This is a genomic window from Deltaproteobacteria bacterium, from assembly GCA_026388415.1.
Classification (GTDB): domain Bacteria; phylum Desulfobacterota; class Syntrophia; order Syntrophales; family JACQWR01; genus JAPLJV01.
This window is the reverse complement of sequence record JAPLJV010000039.1, coordinates 1-19,251: the sequence shown is the minus strand read 5'-3', so window position 1 is coordinate 19,251 and position 19,251 is coordinate 1. Positions and strand designations below refer to the sequence as shown.

Here is a 19,251-nt window from a genome sequence, read left to right as displayed (position 1 = left end):
TGGGAAGATGGGTTGTATTTTCGTTATTGCCGGCGGCTCTATAGGGAATAAGGATTTTCTACGGTCGCAGATCGTCAAATTTGGTCCTGACGAACTGGTCTGCGCCGATGGCGGCGCCCGCCATGTTGTGGCCCTGGATCTGACGCCGCAGGTGATCATCGGCGATATGGATTCCCTGCCGCCGGAAATCCTGCAGCGCTGTAAGGGAATGGGCAGCCAGATCATCCGCCACCCGCGGGAGAAGAAGGAAACGGACACCCAGTTGGCTTTAGAATACGCGTGCCGGTTTCACCCCGACGAGATCAGAATTTATGGCGGACTGGGAGGACGGATTGATCATGCCCTGGCCAATATCTCCCTGCTACTGCCGGCTGCCCGGAGGGGCTTGACCGCAAAACTGGTGGACGAGTGGTGCGAGTTTTTTGCAATTACGCAGACGACGACCATGGAGGGAATTGCCGGCCAGACCGTCTCCCTGTTTCCTCTTTCTGATCAGGTTCAAGGGATTGAACTGACGGGTTTTGAATATCCGCTCTCCGGAGGGACGATGGAAATCGGCGCCCCTTACGGGATCAGCAATCGTTTGCAGGCGGACCGGGGCGTCATTGCGATCGGGTCAGGCTGCTTGCTCGTCGTCAAGTATACTCAGCCCGGAATTTTTCCTCCTGGAGATTAGATGGAGATTAACATGACGCCGGCGCGGGTATTGTCCGTGGCCGGTTCCGACCCCGGCGGCGGGGCGGGGATACAGGCCGATTTGAAGACCGTGACCGTTCTCGGCGGCTTCGGGATGTCTGTCGTCACCGCGATTACCGTGCAGAATACGCTGGGCGTGCAGGATATTTATCCCCTGCCGCCCGATCTGGTCGCCCGCCAGTTTGACGCCTTGGCCACGGATATCGGCATTGATGCGGTAAAAACGGGGATGCTGCCGAACCGTGAGATTATGGCGGTGATAGTCCGCAAAATCAGGGAATATGGTCTGACCAAGGTCGTGGTTGATCCCGTTTTGGCTGCCAAGCGCGGGGAGATCCTTATGAGCAGCGATACGATCACCATGCTGAGGGAGGAATTGCTGCCGCAGGCCCTGGTCGTGACACCGAACATCCCCGAAGCGGAGGTCTTGTCCGGGTTGATCATTACCAGCCGGGAAGACGTGCGGAAGGCGGCCCTGATCATTTACCGGACCGGCGTGGGCAATGTTGTTATCAAGGGAGGGCACCTGCCGGGCATGAAGGATGATTCCCTGGATATCCTCTATGACGGAGATAGTTTTCATGAGTTCTCGTCGCCCCGGATTGACACTAAAGACACCCACGGCACAGGCTGCACCTTTGCCTCCGCTATGGCCACCCTGCTGGCCGGCGGCAGCAACATCCGGGAGGCGGTAACGGGCGCCAAGGACTACGTTACGGCGGCCATCCGTTATGCCTGGCGTCTGGGGGGAGGGCAGGGGCCGGTCAATCATCTGGCTCCTCTCTTAATGTCCTCCCCCTGTGGGAAAGGGGGATTGAGGGAGATTTGCTAAATTAATAAAATAATAATAATCGCAGGCACAGACCTGTCGGGAGGGTAAAATGACACAATTGGAAACAGCTATCAACGGACGCATCTCGGAAGAAATGGCAATATGCGCCGCCCAGGAAGGGGTATCCCCGGAATTCATCAGGGCGGGTGTAGCCACCGGCAATATCGTAGTGGTCCGCAACAACAAGCACCTGGCCATTAAGCCGCTGGCCGTGGGCAAGGGATTGCGGACCAAGGTCAATGCCAATATTGGGACTTCAGGTGATTGCGCCGACCTGGAGCTGGAGCTGGAAAAGGTGAAGATTTCCGCAGCCGCGGGCGCCGATACGCTGATGGATCTATCCACGGGCGGCGATCTTTCCGCCATCCGGAAGGCGATCATGCAGGCTTCGCCTCTGGCGGTCGGCACAGTTCCGATCTATCAGGCGGCCGCCGCCACGATTGCCCGGGGGAAAGCCATTGTGGCCATGACGGCCGACGACATCTTTGCCGTTATCGAGGAGAATGGTGAGGATGGTGTTGATTTCATTACCGTTCACTGCGGCGTGACGCAAAGAAGCGTGGCCTGTATCGCCGCCCAGGGAAGGCTGCTCGGCATAGTCAGCCGGGGCGGTTCCATCACGGCCAACTGGATGAAGTGCAATGAGAAGGAAAATCCGCTCTACGAGCAATATGATCGCCTGGTGGAAATAGCCCGCCGTTACGACATGGTCTTGAGCCTGGGCGATGGCCTGCGGCCGGGGTGCATAGCCGATGCCACCGACCGGGGGCAGGTGCAGGAACTTATCCTGCTGGGCGAATTGGCCAAGCGGGCCAGGAAAAAAGGGGTGCAGGTGATGATCGAGGGACCCGGTCATGTGCCGATTGCCGATATTCAGGCAAATATCCAGTTGGAAAAGAGCCTGTGCGAGGGAGCGCCTTTTTATGTCCTGGGGCCGCTGCCCACCGACATTGCCCCAGGCTACGACCATATTACTGCAGCCATCGGCGGGGCCATTGCCGGCGCTGCCGGGGCAGATTTCCTATGTTATGTCACGCCTTCCGAGCACCTGCGGTTGCCCACCCTGGAGGACGTGCGGGAGGGAATCATGGCGTCGCGCATTGCCGCCCATATCGCCGACATTGCCAAAGGGCTGCCGGAGGCCAGGGCAAAAGATCTGGCGATGGCCAGGTGCAGAAAAGAACTCAATTGGCAGGGGCAGATAAAAAGCGCTATTGATCCGGAAAAAGCGGAGAGGTTGCTCCAGGTCAGCGCCAAGGCCGGGGAAGAGGGCTGTACGATGTGCGGCGAATTGTGCGCCATCAGGCTGGGGAAAGATTGAGCCAGGTAATGTTATGGGAGATCTGTCGGTGGATGTGTCTTCCCTGCCCGAATCCGCCCGTCTTGTTCTGGACAGATTGAAGTCGGCCGGTCATGAGGCCTACCTCGTGGGCGGCTGTGTCCGCGACCTGATTCGCGGTGTTCCGCCCGGGGATTATGATATCGTTACCTCCGCTGTACCAGATGCCGTAATGGCGATTTTTCCCCACACTATTCCCGTGGGGATGAGTTTCGGCGTCGTGCTGGTCATCGAGCAAGGGAAGAAATATGAAGTGGCCGCCTTCCGCAGGGAAGACGGCTACGTGGATGGCCGCCGACCTACCAGCGTAAGCCCGGCCAGCGCCGAGGAAGACGTCCGGCGACGTGATTTTACGATCAACGGACTTTTACTAGACCATGAGACAGGACGTCTGCTTGATTATGTGGGCGGCATGGCGGATATTGAGCGACGCCTCGTGCGTACGATCGGCGGTCCCCGGCAGCGTTTTGCCGAGGATCATCTGCGGTTGCTCCGGGCGGTGCGTTTTGCCGCTTCTCTCGGCTATCAAATCGAGCCCGAAACGCTTACGGCCATCAAGGTCCAGGCCGGTACGATCCGCCGGATCAGCGCCGAGCGCATCCGGGAGGAACTGACTAAAATAATCACGCGCCCCGGGGCGCGACGCGGCATGGAGCTTTTGGCCGAGACGGGCCTTTTGAGGGAAATCCTGCCCGAAGTCGAGGCGCTCGTCGGAGTGGAGCAGCCGCCACAGTTTCACCCCGAAGGCGATGTATGGGAGCACGCGCTGCTTATGCTTTCCTTGCTGCCGACGGAAGCAGCGGCTGATCCGTGTCTGGCCTGGGGAGTCATCCTGCATGATTTGGGGAAGGCCGTTACCCGTACCGTTGACGACAAAGGAGTGCATTTTTACGGCCATGTCCAGCGCGGCGAAGAGATCGCCCGGCAGGTCATGGAGCGCCTCCGGTTTTCCAATGAGGATCTGGAAACGGTGCTGGCACTGATCCACTGCCACATGTTGTTCATGAATGTCCGGGAGATGCGTCCCAGCCGGTTGAAACGGTTTCTCCGTCTGCCAGATTTCCCGCTCCACCTGGAACTGCACCGCCTCGATTGCCTTGGCAGCCACGGCCTGCTCGACAACTATGAGTTTTGCCGGACAAAACTGATAGAAATACCTGCAGGGGAACTGCGCCCGCCGCGCCTCATCACGGGCCATGACCTGATTGACATGGGCTATAAGCCGGGTCCGCTCTTTGCCGGTATCCTGCAGGACGTGGAGGATGCCCAGTTAAACGGCCTGATTTTTTCCGCAGACGATGCCCGTCGGCTGGTTCAGGAGCGCTTTGGGGCAGAGCTGGCAAAGGGGTAAACGAATAATCTGAAGGGGACGGAAATGATTCTATGGCGGTCCTGGCCCGGTAAGTCCTCAATTATTTACAGTGTTTTGCCGGTGTGCCTGCTTTTGCTGATGGCCGGATGCGCCACAAGGAGTACCTCCTACAGTCAGCCCTCCGAAGTCAAGGGTAAGGAACTGGCCCGGATGGCCTATACCATTCAGGCCGGCGCCTTTGCGAAGGTGGAAAATGCCGCCCGCCTGACGGAAGTCCTGCGTGGTCAGGGTGTGGACGCCACCTATTTTGCCGCCGAGAAGGGCCTCTATAAGGTGCGTATCGGCAATTTTCCCACCCGCACCGTAGCCCAAAACAAGGCCGAATCACTCAAGCAAGCGGGTATAATCCAGGAATATTATATCGTCAGCCCCGGCGAATATGCGGTGTCCAGAAAAGGTTCCAGCCGCGCTGAGCTCGGGGAAGAACTCGTCAAAACGGCGCGGAACTTTATTGATGTGCCGTACCTCTGGGGTGGAACAAGCGCTGAGGAAGGTTTTGATTGCAGCGGTTTAACGATGACCGTATATCAGTTGAATGGTCTCGATCTGCCCCGTACCTCGCTTTCGCAAATCGAGATGGGCCGCCCCGTGACACGGGACCATTTAGCGAAGGGCGATCTGGTATTTTTCCACACCCGAGATGGCGAAAAGGTCTCGCACGTGGGCATCTACGCCGGCGATGACCTATTCATCCATGCCCCCGGAAGGGGTAAAAAAATCCGCCAGGATTCCCTGTCCGGGCGGTATTATCGGGAACGTTTTGCGGGCGCGCGATCTTATATTCAGAACTTCTAACCGTTCCGTCATGGGCGGTATCATTGTTGATAGGTTATTGATTATTTTACCGAAGCCGTGTTTTTTGGGGAAAGTGTTTGTGTAGTTCAGAAACCCGTACTGCACAGGGGTGATCGAGTAAATAATGAAATGTGTCTGGTACGTATAACACAAAGTCACACCGTGGAATATTATTGATAACTAATGAATCCCGTTTGTACTGTGGAATATGCCGTCATCTATTTTCTTGCCAACCAATACACTGGATTCGCTCACGCTACAACCCGCAGCCTTGCCGACTCCCTAAAGAGTCGTTGTCAGGAAGTTTAATGCTGCAGGTTACCCTTTGAACCCTCCTCAAGCTACGTAGGCGAGACTACCGATCTCCCTCGGTCAGAATTTAACCGACAAGTCATACGTTTTACACGGCATACCCTGCTAAGTGGTTGTTAGTTGTAATAATTCATGATTAATAAGGGAAAAAAGTAACATGGCTCAAACCGAGAGGCCGCAGAGGCTATTGCTTGCTGGTTCGCAAATCGGCTTGAATCTCGGCCATTTCCTTCTTGTCTTTACGATACGCCAGAAAGCTGTGCAGAAACCATCCGACGATAAAACCAACAGCCAGAGTAAAGAAAATCAAGAGTGCAAGTGATAATGAAATTTCCCAGAAGAAAATACTTACCGTAACGGCGGCCATATTTTGAGTAGTGAAAACGAGGGCAAGGCAGGCAACAATTACTATCAGGATAATCTTAAAATTCATCTCTTGACCTCCTTTCAGATATGGCGATGTCAAATAAACTGGCAAACAATAACGAGTAAAAATATTGGTTGACAGGGCATTACTTCGTTACGGTCGGAGTATATGAAGAACGATATTTTGTGCCAATAAAATCATTATCAACAATACCAAATATAATCATGGCAATTATTGCTTTTGGGAAACTTTCGATGGATAAACAAATCAGTTCCTATCGCGCCCCTTGTTATGGCCTCTGTCGTTTCCTCTATCTTGGCCTTTTCCACGGTTATCGTCTCTTCTGCCGCGGTTATCGTCACGACTGTCGCCATGTTGTTTCTTGTAATGGGGAGTATAGACCTCATTGTACCAGTTGTCTTTAACAAAATATACCGGCTGACCACAGGCATTATATTTGCCGCAGTATTTCTTCCAATTCTTCTGATGACCGGGAGGTACCCGCAAATATATTGGCTCGACAGTCCTACCTCTCGGCACAGGCTGTACGATTATCGGTTGTGGGTTAACATATTCCGGGTGTGGTGCGTTCCCTATGTCAATGCGACCATAGAAGCCCGGTTGCCCTATGCTAACGGATACGCCAACATCGGCTGCAAATGCTGGGATGTTGCCTATTGTCATCATTAGTGCTACTGCTAATAGAAATCTTTTCATGTTCGTACTCCTCTCTTTTTTGTTAACAATCCTTTCTCAATATGCCTTTACATCTATTATAACGCTTCTTTTACAGTGATACAAAGAAGCTTATTTCATAAAAAATCAGCGGTTGCGAAAGAGAAAAGATTGTTTCGCATCAACGAGGCTATAAGAATCAGTTTTAGATGAATTTTCTATAATTTTAGTTAAAGTCAGCGTAAAGATCCACATGACCATGGCTACACATATGACACCTATCAGTTTATATACCCTCATAAGCTTCCTTCATCCAAATTAGATATGCTGTAAGACAACTGCAATTTCTTGCCCGCAAGTGCAGCTGTATCAATCAATGCTTCCGTGTGGCTTTTTAATGAAAAATTTCCAAATGTCTCTCCGACTTTAATTCTTGCCATTTTATGTTATCACTTTCTTCTTTGATTCCTGAACTTAACCATGCTTGTCGTACCAATAAGTCATAAAGTTGGTTAGGTTTATGCTTTTTTTGAATGTTTCCCAATATCATGTATGATATAATTTCCTTTTCCTTTAGAATCTCTTGCCTGTTCATTTTTATGCCCTCAATTTATTGTCTGAAAAATAACATTGTGTTGTTACATGATCATAATAATAGCAAATAGTCCGCCAATAACTGAATGAGCATCAGAATTTTTAATTAACTATATAACAACATGTAGTTAGAGTAATAGGAACAAATGGTGGAGAAGCATAAAATAACACGTTTTGCCTCAGCATTTGGTGGAACCTCAGCATGTTGAGGGATACGTTGAAGGAGGTGTGATAGTCTAATCCGGTTCTTTCGTCTCCGGCTGGACTATTCAGAGCTTATTGAATACTGATTGAAATAAAGTATGCTTTGGGAAATTCATAAACAAGGAAGTACAGGTGCATCATACACGCATGTAAAAAGACCGACCAGTATTTCCGCATTTCATCCCGTAAGTAGCACCCAAGGCCCAACCAACTATATTTTTTCTATGTAGAGCTTCATGACCCCCATTTTGACGAAGCCGAGTTGCCTGGCCATCGCATAGGAGACATCCACATCCCGGCCTTTGATATAGGGTCCTCGGTCATTGACAATCCCTTCGGCGGACTTGCCGTTATCGGGGTTGACAAGCCGGACCTTGGTCCCTAGGGGCAATGTCCTGTGTGCAGGGGTGTTTTTGTGCATGTCGAACCTCTGCCCGCTGGCTGTCAACTTATTATGATGTTCCCGTCCATACCAGCCGGCGATCACTTCCCCGCTCACGTTTGGAGGGGTATGTTGGGGGACCTGGGCGGGTGTTAGACATCCGCCTTTTTCTGGCCGGGATATGGAGATGATACACAGAAAAACTACCAGCCAACACATTGCTTTTCTCAGAAAAATCCTTGCTGCCATGGTGCACCTCTCCGGACCTATGGGGAGGCAGCTGGTAAGCCGCTATCCCATGAAGTGTTGAGTTAGGCATTTATGAACATTACATTATTTCACAAATGTAAAATTTCAGCTTGCCAGGTTAGGTTTGTTTTCTTTTTTTGCCGCCTGGTATCACGGTAGTGCCACGGCATTTTAACCATATACCACCTTTTCGGGGTGATGGTGTGTTGACAGATATAAGACCATGGGGGAATTAACGTGCAGGATGATTTGGATTCGCGGCCGCAATAGAACCTATTCGCTCGCTTGTCAAATAATGTCTCCGGGCAATGATTACGATTTGAATCCTGCACCTTCAATGGGGTTGGCATTTCGTGGATAACAGGAAGGAATTATCAATTTTGCCTACTCAGGTTCTATAGTTATTTTCACTCGGTGCGTCACCCCGGTGAAAACCGATTGCGGAAGCCATTTTGTTGTTATGGATATCGGCCTTCGCCGGGACGATGTCTGTTCTCCGGCCTTCGCCGGGGTGTCGGTATCGGATTAGCCTGCAGCTACCGTTCGTTCTGATGACTGGTCTGATTCTTGAAGTGAATTCTATGGCGTTCAACACCTTGACGCTGTTAGACTCCAGGCCTTTGAGCAAACCCTCTTTCGGGGCGCCGCTTACCTTTACCGTGATGATGCGATCGCTGGCATCCTTGCCGCTGAAGGTGGCCAGGCTGATAATAAAGCCGTCTTCCCGGGCGATCTCGTTGGCGATGGCAGCCAGAGCCCCCTTACCCTCTGTCACATCCAAGGTCAGGCGGAGACCCGGCTCACGCCCTCCCAAAATCTCCACGAAGCTTTTGAAGATATCCGCATCGGTGATGATGCCGACCATCCGGTTATCTTTCAGGACAGGCAAACTGCCGATATCGTTATCAATCATGATGCGGGCCGCCTCTTCCAAGGGACAGTCGTCACCGACGGTAATCAGCCGCTTCTTCATCAGGCTCTTTATTTGCATCTTGGAGAGCAGATAATGCACTTCAAAGACGCTGAGGCTCGTGGCCGACGAAGGCGAGGCGGCGAACAAATCCTTATTGGTAATAAGGCCGACCAGGCGTCCATGCTTGTCAACAACAGGCAAACGGCAGATTTTCTTCTCCTTCATCATGTGCAATGCGTCCTGGAAAGAGGAATCCTCGGTAGCAGTAACGGGGTTGGGGGTCATACGATCTTTGACTTGCATGGGGCTTCCCTCCTGACAAGAAAGTAAGGTGTTAGTGTTAAATGAAGCAGCCGACACATACCTGGTATCTCAAGGGGAACAATTTCAAATACCTGCGTCCGCATAACATTAACGTCCCTGCTTGTCAACCTCATAAAAATCTTGACAGACAGGCGCCTTCTGAATATAGTCGCGCCAAAGAAAAAACTGTCTCTTCGCGTGCCTTTTCAGGCAGAGTAGGGAAAACCGATGTAAAACCGGATGATTATCGGTTTACCGGTTTTTTCTTTATCTATTTCTTACGTGTGATTCGGGAGGCAGGGGTGGGAGCAGGTCGCATTACGGAGGAAATTGTCCTGAAGGGCGATGAGATCACCTTGAGCTTTGGTGGGATAACGGCCCTTTTGTATGTGAGTTTCGAGGTAAAAAGGGGCGAAATTTTTTCCATTATCGGCCCCAACGGCGCGGGTAAAAGCAGCCTGTACAACGTCATCAACGGTTTTTACCGCCCCCAAAAGGGGAAAGTGATTCTTAAGGACAAGGAAATAACACACCTCCGGCCTTATCAGATCGCCCGCCTGGGCATCGCCCGCAGTTTTCAGAATATTGAACTTTTCAAACACATGACCGTCCTGGAAAATCTAATGTTGGGACGCCATATCCATATTAAATACGGTCTTTTAAAATCAATGTTTTATTTCGGCCCCTGTGTGCGGGAAGAGGTGCAGCATCGGAAGCGGGTGGAGGATATCATTGATTTCCTCGAGATTGAGCATATCCGGAAAAAGCATGTCGGAACGTTGCCCTACGGACTCCAGAAACGGGTCGAAATGGCGCGGGCGCTGTGCCTCGAACCGGAGGTGCTGCTGCTGGATGAACCCATGGCGGGCATGAACCTCGAAGAAACCGAGGATATGGCCCGGTTTATCATTGATGTCAATATTGAGCGGGGCGTGACCGTCCTGCTCATCGAACATGACATGGGCGTCGTCATGGATCTCTCCGACAGAATCATGGTCCTGGATTTCGGCGAGAAGATCGCCGAAGGCACGCCTGCTGAGGTTCAGCAAAATGCTATTGTCGCCAAGGCCTATCTGGGCGAGGCGGATGGCGCATTTATGGGAAGATAACGGTGTAAGCATGTCGTCAGATACATTTCCCAAACTGTTGGTTGCCAAGGCGAACCAATACGGATCAAAGAAGATTGCGCTCCGGGAAAAAGATCTCGGCATCTGGCAGTCGTTCACTTGGCAGGATTACCTGGAAAAAGTAAAGTATTTTTCCCTCGGCATGATCAGCCTCGGTTTTGAACGGGGGGACAAGATTGCCGTCATCGGCGACAACAAACCCGAATGGATTATTGCCGAACTCGCCGCCCAGTCGGCCGGCGGATTTGGCAGCGGCATATATCAGGATTCGATTCTGAAAGAAGTTGCCTACATCATCAACCATTCCGAGACCAAATTTGTTATCGCCGAAGACCAGGAACAGGTTGACAAAATTCTTGATATGCAGGAGGAGCTGCCGGGCGTCAAGAAGATTATCTACTACGATCCGAAGGGGATGAGCAAATATGATTCCGACTTGCTGGCCTATTTCCCCGATGTCATCGCGCTGGGCAGGGAATACGAAAAATCCCATCCCGGGCTGTTTGAAAAGAACGTGGAAAACACCAGCCCCGATGACGTAGCGTGGATATGCCCTACTTCAGGAACCACGGGGTTCCCGAAGCTCGTGATGCTGACCCACAGAAACCTCATTGCCATGGCCAATAACCTGGACAAATTTGATCCCAAGTACGATACTGATGAATTCGTTTCTTTCCTGCCCCTGCCCTGGGTTGGCGAGCAGATGATGGCCCTGGCCTGCGGGCTGTTGAACGGATTGACCATCAACTTTCCCGAGAGTGTTGAGTCGGCCCAGGCGGATTTGCGGGAGATCGGGCCGCACATCATGTTTTCTCCGCCCCGGGTCTGGGAGAATTTGTGTTCCACCGTGCAGGTTAAGGTGCTGGATGCCTCGTTTCTCAAACGACTGGTGTTTAACACCTGTGTTCCCATCGGCCGGAAATGGTCGGAATACAAGTTTGAAAAGAAGGCCCCGCCCTTCTACTTCAAAATTCTGTACCACCTGGCCTATCTGGCGGTATTCAAGGCCTTGAAAGACCGGCTCGGATTCAGCAATATACGTTCCGCCACCACGGGAGGAGCGGCCCTGGGTCCGGACACGTTCAAGTTTTTCCACGCCCTCGGCATATCGCTGAAACAGATTTACGGACAGACCGAAATATGCGGTATTTCCTGCATCCACAGAGACAATGACATTAATCCGGACACCATGGGGGAACCCATTCCGGAGACCGAAGTGAAGATATCCGCCACGGGCGAGATCCTTTCTAAAAGCCCCGCTGTGTTTCTGGGGTACTATAAGCAACCCGAGGAGACGGCCCAAACGTTGATTGACGGCTGGCTGCACTCCGGCGATGCGGGCTACCTCACTCCCGATGGGCATATTGTGGTAATTGACCGGATCAAGGATGTCATGAGTTTGATTGACGGGGTAAAGTTTTCGCCCCAGTTCATCGAGAACAATCTGAAATTCAGCCCCTATATTAAAGAAGCGGTCACCGTAGGGCATGACAGGGATTTCATCGTCGCGATGATCTGCATTGATTTCGCCTCGGTGGGCAACTGGGCGGAAAGAAACAGGATCAATTACACCACCTACACGGACCTTTCTTCCAAGCAGGAGATTGTGGATTTCATTCAGAAAGATGTCGAGAAGGTGAATAAGGGGCTGCCCGAGAACGCCAAGGTGAAACGTTTTGTCCTTTTGTATAAGGAACTTGATCCCGATGACGATGAATTGACGCGCACCAGAAAGGTCCGCCGGCATTTTGTAGAGGAAAAGTATCAGGAAATCATCGCCGGCATGTACGCCGGCCAGGATTCGATAAAAATAGAAGCGATCATTAAATTTCAGGATGGGAAGACCGCCACGATCAGAACCGTCATGGCAGTGAGAAACGTCTAAGGAGAACAGGCGATGGAATCAGTTTTACAGTCGTTGATCAGCGGCATTGTGGTGGGCAGCATTTATGCCCTGATCGCCCTGGGATTTGTGCTGATCTATAAATCAACGGCCGTGATCAATTTTGCCCAGGGAGAGCTGCTGATGTTCGGGGCTTATCTGTGCCTGGCCTTGGTTGTGGTATTGAAGATTCCCTTTTGGCTGGCTTTTGTGGCGACCCTCATTGCCGCGGCGCTCTTTGGATTTCTCCTGGAAAGGCTTTTTTTGCGACCGATGATCGGCGAACCGGCCATTTCCATCATCATGCTCACGATCGGGCTGGCAAGCCTGCTCAAAGGCATCATCCATGTCATCTGGGGTTCGGAAACCCTGGTCTATCCCGCCATTTTTCCTGCGGAACCTTTGCACTTCGGCGCCATTGTCGTCTCCCAGGTCTATCTGTACAGTGTCTTCTTTGCCGTGCTTTGCCTTGTTTTATTCAACCTTTTTTTCCGCTATTCCAGTTCCGGCATCGCGATGCGAGCGGTGGCCAATGATCAGCAGGCCGCGCAGTCCATGGGCATCAGCATCAAGAAGATCTTTGCCATCGCCTGGGCGATTGCCGCCGTGGTAGCCAGCGTCGGAGGCATTCTGATCGGCAATATCAACGGCGTCAACTCGAGCCTCAGCTCGTTTGGACTCAAGGTTTTTCCCGCGGTCATCCTGGGCGGTCTGGACAGCATCCCCGGCGCCATCCTGGGCGGCTTCATCATCGGGCTGCTCGAAGCGCTCAGCGGCATGTATCTGGACCCCATTTTCGAAGGGGGCTCCAAGGAAGTCGTGCCTTTCATAGTACTCGTCGTTGTTTTAATGATCAAGCCTTATGGGCTGTTCGGCACCGAAGAGATAGAAAAGATTTAACGGAGAAATTCAATGGCAATCAAGTGCGGCGTATTCAAGACAACCTACGAGGACGACGAGGCCATCTGGCAGACCAAAGTGTCCAAGTTCTGGATAGCCTTGCTGCTGATTGTTTTGATCGCGTTCCCGTTTATATTTCAGGGATCCCGATATTTGCTATACGTCGTGAACAGCGTCCTCATTGCCGTCATCGCCGCCATCGGGCTAAACATCCTGACTGGCTTTACGGGTCAGATCTCTCTGGGGCACGGCGCCTTCATGGGCGTCGGGGCGTATGCCTCGGGATATTTCATGACAATTCTGGGGATGCCGTTTTGGGTATGTGTTCTGGCCGCGGGGTGTGTAACGGCCATCGTCGGCATGATCTTCGGCATCCCGTCCTTGCGGCTGAAAGGATTATATCTGGCCATCGCCACCCTGGCGGCACAGGTGATCCTGGAGTTTGTCTTTGTGCGCTGGCGGGCTGTCACGGGCGGCAGTCAGGGCATGATGGTACCGCCTGCCAAAATCGGCGGCATTGTCTTCAACAGTGATTTCAAATTTTATTTCCTGGCCCTGGGTTTTACCATCATCGCCATCATGATTGCCAAAAACATTGTCCGCACGAAACCCGGCCGGGCTTTCATGGCGATCCGGGACAGATATATCTCGGCGGAGATTATCGGTGTCCCCCTTTTCCAGTACAAACTTATATCGTTCGGCATCAGTTCTTTTTACGCGGGCGTGGCGGGAAGCTTGTGGGCGCATTACTTAGGCATCATAACGCCGGAACACTTTAATGTCGTGATTTCCATTCAGTATCTTTCGATGATCATTATCGGCGGTCTCGGCAGCATTTATGGCAGCATCCTGGGTGCGATCTTCATGACACTCTTACCCGAGGTGCTAAGGCTGATCAGCGGTCTTTTTTCCAACCAATATCCCGTTTTAGTCAATATTTTCGGCGCGATCAGGGAGGGCATTTTCGGGCTCGTCATCATTCTCTTCCTGATCTTTGAGCCGGACGGTCTGGCTGCCAGATGGAAAACCATCCAGAACTACTGGAAACTGTGGCCATTTTCATATTAGTAAGATGAACAAAATTAAGGAGGGATCATGAAAAGATTTTTGTTGGCTGTTTTAGCAGTGTTTTTACTAAGCGGTGTCGGTTTTGCGGAGCCAACCATCAAGATCGGTGGTATCTTTGACCTTACGGGCGCCACTGGTGATGTGGGATCACCCTATGCGGTGGCTGCGAAGGACTACATCAACTATGTCAACAAACAAGGCGGGGTTAACGGCAGGAAGATAGAACTGATTGATACGGACTATGCCTATAAAATTCCCCAGGCAGTTGCTGCTTACAAAGAAATGCAGTCCAAAGGCGTTATTGCCATTCTGGGCTGGGGAACGGGCGATACAGAGGCCATGGCGACCATGATCACCAACGATAAGATACCCTATATATCCGCCTCCTATTCCGAACACCTCGTCTTCGACAAGACGCCCTATAACTTCATCGGTGCCACCACCTATTCCGATCAGGCCCGACTGGCCTTGAAGTGGATCAAGGACAATTGGAAAGACAAGAGTCGAGCGCCGCGCGTGGCCTTGATTTATAATGACTCGGGATTCGGCCTGTCGCCCATCCAGGATGCCGAGGATTTTGCCAAGAAAATCGGCGTAGAGATCGTGGATAAAGAAATCGTGCCGCTGCAAGCCCTTGACGCGACGACGCAACTGCTCAACATGCAGAAGACGAAACCCGACTTTGCGATCAATCAGCATACCCTCATGGCGACGAGTACGATCCTGAAGGATGCCAAAAAACTCGGCCTGAAGAACAAGTTTATCGGCCTCAACTGGACATTCTCCGAGAAGCTGATCCAGATGGCCGGTGATGCGTCGGAAGGTTTCATGGCGCCCATGCCCTTTGCTTTCTGGACGGAGGCCAAGATTCCAGGCGTAGCCTTAATGCATAAGGTGCGCAAAGAGATGAACGGTAAGTTAGACGTGCAACCCGTCAATTACACCCAGGGTTTCATCGGCGCCTATCTGCTCGTGGAAGCGCTCAAGAAAGCAGGCAACAACCTGACCGGCGAAAACATCAAGAAGGTGCTGGAATCAAATAAATTCGTCATGATGGGATTGTGCGCGGACATCGCCTACAAACCGGAACTCAGAAAGCCGAATCTATCGGCAAAGATGTATGTAATAAAGAAGGGCAAGATCGAACCTCTGACGGCTTTCTTGAAGTATTAGAAAAAACAGTGCTGAGTGCTGAGGACTGAGCACTCAGCACTCAGCACTCAGTCCTTATTTGGCTATATTGGTGAGAGTTCTAATGTTAAAGATCAACAACGTGGAAGTGATTTACGATGACGTGATCCTGGTACTCAAGGGGATGTCCATGGAAGCTAAGGAAGGCGAAATCACAGTTCTTCTGGGCGCTAACGGCGCCGGCAAGACCACGACCCTAAAGGCGATTTCGGGATTATTGAAGTCTGAAGAGGGTGAGGTGACAGACGGCTCAATAGAATTCATGGGAGAAAAGATCAACAATAAGGATGCCGAAGATATTGTCAGAATGGGCATTTTCCAGGTCATGGAAGGACGCCGGATATTTAAAGACTTGACGGTGACGGAAAATCTGATAGCCGGCGCCTATACCCGCAAGGACAAACAGAATATCAAGCGAGACATAGAAACCGTTTTTGATTATTTCCCGAAGCTGCAGAGCCGGCGCACTCAGGTGGCCGGGTACATGAGCGGCGGTGAGCAGCAGATGCTCGCAATCGGCAGGGCCCTGATGGCGCGCCCGCGGCTGATGCTGCTCGATGAACCATCCCTGGGCCTGGCCCCGCTTTTGGTGAAGGAAATTTTTGAAATAATCAGAAAGATATGCAGCGAAGAGAAAACCACAATCCTGCTCGTGGAACAGAACGCCAATCTGGCTCTTTCCATCGGCCATTACGGATATGTTATGGAGATGGGTAAGGTGGTGCTGGACGGCGAGTGTTCCAAATTACGGGAAAACGAGGATGTCAAGGAGTTCTACCTCGGACTTTCCGACGTGGGCAAGAAGAAGAGCTTCAAAGACGCGAAGCATTACAAGCGCAGAAAGAGATGGCTTTCATAGTCTAAACAGCAAGGAGCGGCAGCATGCCTACTAGGGCGCCTAAGAAAACAAAAGAAGAGAGAAATAAAGGTTATTATAACGAAAAGGCCGAATGTATGGCCATCTCCGAACGCACCGTCGGCAAAGAGAAAGAGGCGATCCGGATTCTCAAATACGCATATCAAAATGCGCCCGGATATAAAAGTTTCCTCGATGAAAGAGGCATCAATCCGCAAGATATTAAAAATATAAACGATTTTTCCAAAATTCCCGTTCTGAAAAAAAACAGAATGCCGGAATTTCACCAGAATAACCCGCCGTTCGGGGGATTTCTCGCCGTGCCGGTGGAAACATTGAAGAGAATATATGTGTCTCCTGGTCCCATCTATGATCCTGAAGGCAGGCAAGAGGATTACTGGGGACTGCGGAAATGTCTGTACAACGTTGGTTTCCGGCCGGGCGACATCGTCATGAACACCTTTTCCTACCACCTGACACCGGCGGGCATTTTCCTTGATGAGGCCTGCAACGGCATCGGCTGCGTCACAGTGCCCACAGGGGTCGGCAATACGGAGATCCAGGTGAAGACCATCGCGGGACTGAAAATAACGGGTTACATCGGCGTTCCGTCCTTTCTCATGGCGCTGATCAAGAAAATGGAAGAACTCGGGTATGACACCGCCCGGGACCTTGCTATGGAGATTGCCTTGGTGGCGGGCGAGATTCTGTCGCCATCGCTCCGTCAGGGGCTGAACGACTACGGCATCATCGTCCGGCAGGCGTTAATAACTGCCGATCTCGGCGGCGTGGCCTATGAATGCCCGCAGGAAGATGGCATGCATATTTCCGATGACCTTTACATCGAGATTTGCGATCCCCTGACGGGGGAACCGCTACCGGCCGGCAGTATCGGCGAAGTGGTGGTGACCGACCTCGGCAAGGAATGCTATCCGCTGGTCCGATATGGTACGGGAGACCTTTCCGTAGTGGTTACAGACGAATGTCCCTGCGGCCGAACCTCTTGCCGGCTGAAGGGTATCCTGGGCCGGGCGGATGAGGTGACGAAGATTAAAGGCATGTTTGTCCATCCGCGCCAGATTGATGAGGCTGCGGCCAGGTTCCCCAACGAGGTCGAAAAGATCAGGGTTGTGGTCACACGGGAAGGGGTGACCGACATGATGACCGTGGAAGTCCAGCTCAAAGCGGGAGTTTCGGGAACAGAAATCCTCAAGGCGGCCATTGAGGAGAAGATCCGGGAATCAACCAAGCTACGGGGCAGCGCCGTTATTGTCCCCGCAATCCCGGCAGGCGGCAAAAAAATTGAAGACAAAAGAAATTGGCAATAGGCGGTAACAACTCCATCATGATGGAATCTTTATTAAATCTCCCCGCGTATGTAAAGGTTGGCGGCTCACTGGCGGGAATTCTTCTGGCCAACCGGTTCGGCTTTGCGCTGGGGGTGGCCATTTTGCTATTTTCCGTCATCCTTTCCCTCTGGTCAGGCACAGGAATCCAGGGCCTTTGGCGCCAGGTCACCAGTTTTGATAATCCGGATAACTACCTGCTGCCCGTTGTTGTTCTATTACTCTTATTTTTTACTGAAGCACTTGATTGCACCGGTCGGATGGAACGGACCGTGGCGGCCCTGAAGACCTGGCTGCAAAATAAAAAGATGCTGCTGGCGGGATTGCCGGTTCTCGTCGGGCTGCTTCCCATGCCTGGCGGCGCCCTCTTTTCAGCGCCTCTGGTTGCCTCGGTGGATACAGAAAACGAACTGGGTGCCGCGCAGAAGGCGGCCATCAACTACTGGTTTCGGCACATATGGGAATACTGGTGGCCTCTGTATCCCGGTGTGCTCCTCGCCATAACGTATTCCGGGCTGCCGGCGGCCCTTTTCTATCTCATTCAGATCCCCTTCACCCTTGTCGCGGCTGCCGCGGGATATTTTTTTATTCTCAGAAAGATTAAAACAAATAACGCGGGTCATTCCCCGGGCGGCATCCTGGATTATGGCGCTGTTTTTTCTGCCCTCGGTCCTATCGGGCTTCTGGTAATCCTGTCGGTTATCGGATCTATCGTGCTGATATCTAAGGGAGTATCCGGTTCACTGTCGAGCCTGATTGCCATGCTTATCGGCCTGATTCTCGCAATTGTGGCCGCCTTTTTGGGAAACGGCTCGTCATGGATAACCTCGTTGGGTTTTTTCAGAAGAAGAAATACCTGGGTGATGCTTATCCTGGTCATTGGCATTCAGATATTTTCCGCCGTATTGAAAAGCCCGCTTAACGCCTCGGGAATAACCCTGGTAACGCTCATGCGCGACGAGTTTATCAGTGCCGGCATTCCCATTTTGGCCGTCATCGTGCTGCTTCCTTTCATCTCCGGCATGGTTACAGGGACCGCCTTTGGTTTTGTCGGAGCAAGTTTTCCCATTGTGTTTGCCCTTGTCGGGCAAAATCCAACCCTGGGAATCTCAGCGGCGACCACGGCTTGCGCCTACGGCTTCGGTTATATGGGCATGATGGTTTCACCCATCCATGTTTGCTTTGTTGTTACCTGTGAATATTTTGAGACGCCCGTTCTGGGCACATACCGTTATATCGCCGGCCCCTGTCTGTTTATCCTGATGACGTCAGTGATCCTGTCCGGCTTATACTATCTGCTGATCTGAATGCATGCTGAGAATATTGGCATGCCAAATCAAAGGATGAACAGCCTCTGGGAAGGGAAATGCTAGAGAAAAATCAGTCAAAAAAATTTCAGTTCCACACGGACGATAATTCCGGCCTGTCTTTAGAAAATGGATCCCGCGTAGCAGTCGTGGGAGGAGGGCCGGCCGATGTTGTTCAGAGACTCGCTTGACCGTGTTGTTCAAAGGGGATGTTTTGAGGGAAAATTCACTGTAAAGTTGGTACTATGCGAACCATAAAGAAACTACCGCTCCTGTTTTCCTTGGCGATCCTGCTTATGGCCATCGTCGTTATCGTACTGAATGCGCCCTTGAAATCCATTTTGCAGAACATATCGTACGACACCTTCCAGCGCCTGCATCCGCGCGCCTACGAAGACGCCCCGGTCGCCATTGTGGATATTGACGAAGAAAGCCTGAGGAGGCACGGTCAATGGCCCTGGCCCCGTATTTTGGTTGCTGACCTGGTGACGCGGCTCACTAATATGGACGCTGCGGCCGTTGTCTTTGACGTGGTGTTCGC

At 51.8% G+C, this 19,251-nt stretch carries 19 protein-coding genes; 14 read left to right on the top strand and 5 right to left on the bottom strand.

All coding sequences use genetic code 11. The features are described from left to right. Positions 1-7 precede the first annotated feature (7 nt). From NT140_07940 to NT140_07920, 5 genes are read left to right on the top strand one after another with little or no spacing between them, the layout of a single operon-like run. Positions 8-676 carry a thiamine diphosphokinase gene (locus NT140_07940; protein MCX5831800.1) on the top strand — a complete coding sequence of 223 codons (669 nt, stop codon included), beginning with the start codon at positions 8-10 and terminating at the stop codon, positions 674-676. Beyond that, positions 677-1,528 (top strand): bifunctional hydroxymethylpyrimidine kinase/phosphomethylpyrimidine kinase, encoded by an 852-nt coding sequence (thiD, locus tag NT140_07935; protein ID MCX5831799.1) that lies wholly within the window; start codon positions 677-679, stop codon positions 1,526-1,528. Between the two features lie 49 nt (positions 1,529-1,577). After that, positions 1,578-2,849, top strand: a complete 1,272-nt coding sequence (gene thiC, locus NT140_07930; protein MCX5831798.1) for a phosphomethylpyrimidine synthase ThiC — start codon at positions 1,578-1,580, stop codon at positions 2,847-2,849. 13 nt (positions 2,850-2,862) lie between these two features. Further along, complete coding sequence (locus NT140_07925; GenBank protein MCX5831797.1) at positions 2,863-4,218, top strand: CCA tRNA nucleotidyltransferase; 1,356 nt, start codon at positions 2,863-2,865, stop codon at positions 4,216-4,218. A 24-nt stretch (positions 4,219-4,242) separates the two neighbouring features. Continuing rightward, entirely contained in the window at positions 4,243-5,034 is a 792-nt protein-coding gene (locus tag NT140_07920; protein ID MCX5831796.1) for an NlpC/P60 family protein, read from the top strand. A gap of 496 nt (positions 5,035-5,530) precedes the next feature. On the opposite strand, the gene NT140_07915 is transcribed toward NT140_07920, so the two are convergent. The 5 genes from NT140_07915 to NT140_07895 form a co-directional block, all read right to left on the bottom strand. Next, positions 5,531-5,779 (bottom strand): LapA family protein, encoded by a 249-nt coding sequence (locus NT140_07915; protein ID MCX5831795.1) that lies wholly within the window; start codon positions 5,777-5,779, stop codon positions 5,531-5,533. A 201-nt stretch (positions 5,780-5,980) separates the two neighbouring features. After that, the gene (locus tag NT140_07910; GenBank protein MCX5831794.1) at positions 5,981-6,430 is read right to left on the bottom strand and encodes a hypothetical protein; all 450 of its coding nucleotides are present in this window, start codon (positions 6,428-6,430) and stop codon (positions 5,981-5,983) included. Positions 6,431-6,684: 254 nt separating this feature from the next. After that, entirely contained in the window at positions 6,685-6,828 is a 144-nt protein-coding gene (locus tag NT140_07905; protein MCX5831793.1) for a hypothetical protein, read from the bottom strand. A gap of 569 nt (positions 6,829-7,397) precedes the next feature. Then, positions 7,398-7,817 carry a septal ring lytic transglycosylase RlpA family protein gene (locus tag NT140_07900; protein MCX5831792.1) on the bottom strand — a complete coding sequence of 140 codons (420 nt, stop codon included), beginning with the start codon at positions 7,815-7,817 and terminating at the stop codon, positions 7,398-7,400. Positions 7,818-8,205: 388 nt separating this feature from the next. After that, a complete protein-coding gene (locus NT140_07895; protein MCX5831791.1) occupies positions 8,206-9,033 on the bottom strand; it encodes a CBS domain-containing protein in 828 nt (275 codons plus the stop codon). A 317-nt stretch (positions 9,034-9,350) separates the two neighbouring features. Between NT140_07895 and NT140_07890 the strand changes: the two genes are divergently transcribed. From NT140_07890 to NT140_07850, 9 genes are all read left to right on the top strand, one after another. Next, positions 9,351-10,142, top strand: a complete 792-nt coding sequence (locus NT140_07890) for an ABC transporter ATP-binding protein (GenBank protein ID MCX5831790.1) — start codon at positions 9,351-9,353, stop codon at positions 10,140-10,142. Next, entirely contained in the window at positions 10,120-12,045 is a 1,926-nt protein-coding gene (locus NT140_07885) for an AMP-binding protein (GenBank protein ID MCX5831789.1), read from the top strand. The genes NT140_07890 and NT140_07885 overlap by 23 nt, the downstream gene beginning before the upstream one ends. Before the next feature lie 12 nt (positions 12,046-12,057). Further along, the gene (locus NT140_07880) at positions 12,058-12,942 is read left to right on the top strand and encodes a branched-chain amino acid ABC transporter permease (GenBank protein MCX5831788.1); all 885 of its coding nucleotides are present in this window, start codon (positions 12,058-12,060) and stop codon (positions 12,940-12,942) included. A gap of 12 nt (positions 12,943-12,954) precedes the next feature. Then, the gene (locus tag NT140_07875; GenBank protein MCX5831787.1) at positions 12,955-14,010 is read left to right on the top strand and encodes a branched-chain amino acid ABC transporter permease; all 1,056 of its coding nucleotides are present in this window, start codon (positions 12,955-12,957) and stop codon (positions 14,008-14,010) included. Between the two features lie 27 nt (positions 14,011-14,037). Then, positions 14,038-15,183: an ABC transporter substrate-binding protein gene (locus NT140_07870; protein MCX5831786.1), complete on the top strand. Its 1,146-nt coding sequence runs from the start codon at positions 14,038-14,040 to the stop codon at positions 15,181-15,183. An 82-nt stretch (positions 15,184-15,265) separates the two neighbouring features. Continuing rightward, on the top strand, positions 15,266-16,060 hold the full coding sequence (locus NT140_07865; GenBank protein MCX5831785.1) for an ABC transporter ATP-binding protein: 795 nt from the start codon (positions 15,266-15,268) through the stop codon (positions 16,058-16,060). A 23-nt stretch (positions 16,061-16,083) separates the two neighbouring features. Beyond that, positions 16,084-17,385, top strand: coding sequence for a phenylacetate--CoA ligase family protein (locus NT140_07860; GenBank protein ID MCX5831784.1), 1,302 nt, complete (start codon positions 16,084-16,086; stop codon positions 17,383-17,385). Between the two features lie 17 nt (positions 17,386-17,402). Then, entirely contained in the window at positions 17,403-18,710 is a 1,308-nt protein-coding gene (locus tag NT140_07855; GenBank protein ID MCX5831783.1) for a DUF401 family protein, read from the top strand. Between the two features lie 296 nt (positions 18,711-19,006). Further along, the coding region (locus NT140_07850; GenBank protein MCX5831782.1) for a CHASE2 domain-containing protein at positions 19,007-19,251 on the top strand (245 nt) is incomplete at its 3' end.

Coding starts and splice junctions, on each gene's coding strand:
- NT140_07900 (MCX5831792.1), bottom strand. CDS start 7,817: ATGGCAGCAAGGATTTTTCTGAGAAAAGCAATGTGTTGGCTGGTAGTT.
- NT140_07915 (MCX5831795.1), bottom strand. CDS start 5,779: ATGAATTTTAAGATTATCCTGATAGTAATTGTTGCCTGCCTTGCCCTC.
- NT140_07860 (MCX5831784.1), top strand. CDS start 16,084: ATGCCTACTAGGGCGCCTAAGAAAACAAAAGAAGAGAGAAATAAAGGT.
- NT140_07895 (MCX5831791.1), bottom strand. CDS start 9,033: ATGCAAGTCAAAGATCGTATGACCCCCAACCCCGTTACTGCTACCGAG.
- NT140_07940 (MCX5831800.1), top strand. CDS start 8: ATGGGTTGTATTTTCGTTATTGCCGGCGGCTCTATAGGGAATAAGGAT.
- NT140_07885 (MCX5831789.1), top strand. CDS start 10,120: ATGGCGCATTTATGGGAAGATAACGGTGTAAGCATGTCGTCAGATACA.
- NT140_07880 (MCX5831788.1), top strand. CDS start 12,058: ATGGAATCAGTTTTACAGTCGTTGATCAGCGGCATTGTGGTGGGCAGC.
- thiD (MCX5831799.1), top strand. CDS start 677: ATGGAGATTAACATGACGCCGGCGCGGGTATTGTCCGTGGCCGGTTCC.
- thiC (MCX5831798.1), top strand. CDS start 1,578: ATGACACAATTGGAAACAGCTATCAACGGACGCATCTCGGAAGAAATG.
- NT140_07910 (MCX5831794.1), bottom strand. CDS start 6,430: ATGAAAAGATTTCTATTAGCAGTAGCACTAATGATGACAATAGGCAAC.
- NT140_07870 (MCX5831786.1), top strand. CDS start 14,038: ATGAAAAGATTTTTGTTGGCTGTTTTAGCAGTGTTTTTACTAAGCGGT.
- NT140_07905 (MCX5831793.1), bottom strand. CDS start 6,828: ATGGCAAGAATTAAAGTCGGAGAGACATTTGGAAATTTTTCATTAAAA.
- NT140_07925 (MCX5831797.1), top strand. CDS start 2,863: ATGGGAGATCTGTCGGTGGATGTGTCTTCCCTGCCCGAATCCGCCCGT.
- NT140_07920 (MCX5831796.1), top strand. CDS start 4,243: ATGATTCTATGGCGGTCCTGGCCCGGTAAGTCCTCAATTATTTACAGT.
- NT140_07875 (MCX5831787.1), top strand. CDS start 12,955: ATGGCAATCAAGTGCGGCGTATTCAAGACAACCTACGAGGACGACGAG.
- NT140_07865 (MCX5831785.1), top strand. CDS start 15,266: ATGTTAAAGATCAACAACGTGGAAGTGATTTACGATGACGTGATCCTG.
- NT140_07855 (MCX5831783.1), top strand. CDS start 17,403: ATGATGGAATCTTTATTAAATCTCCCCGCGTATGTAAAGGTTGGCGGC.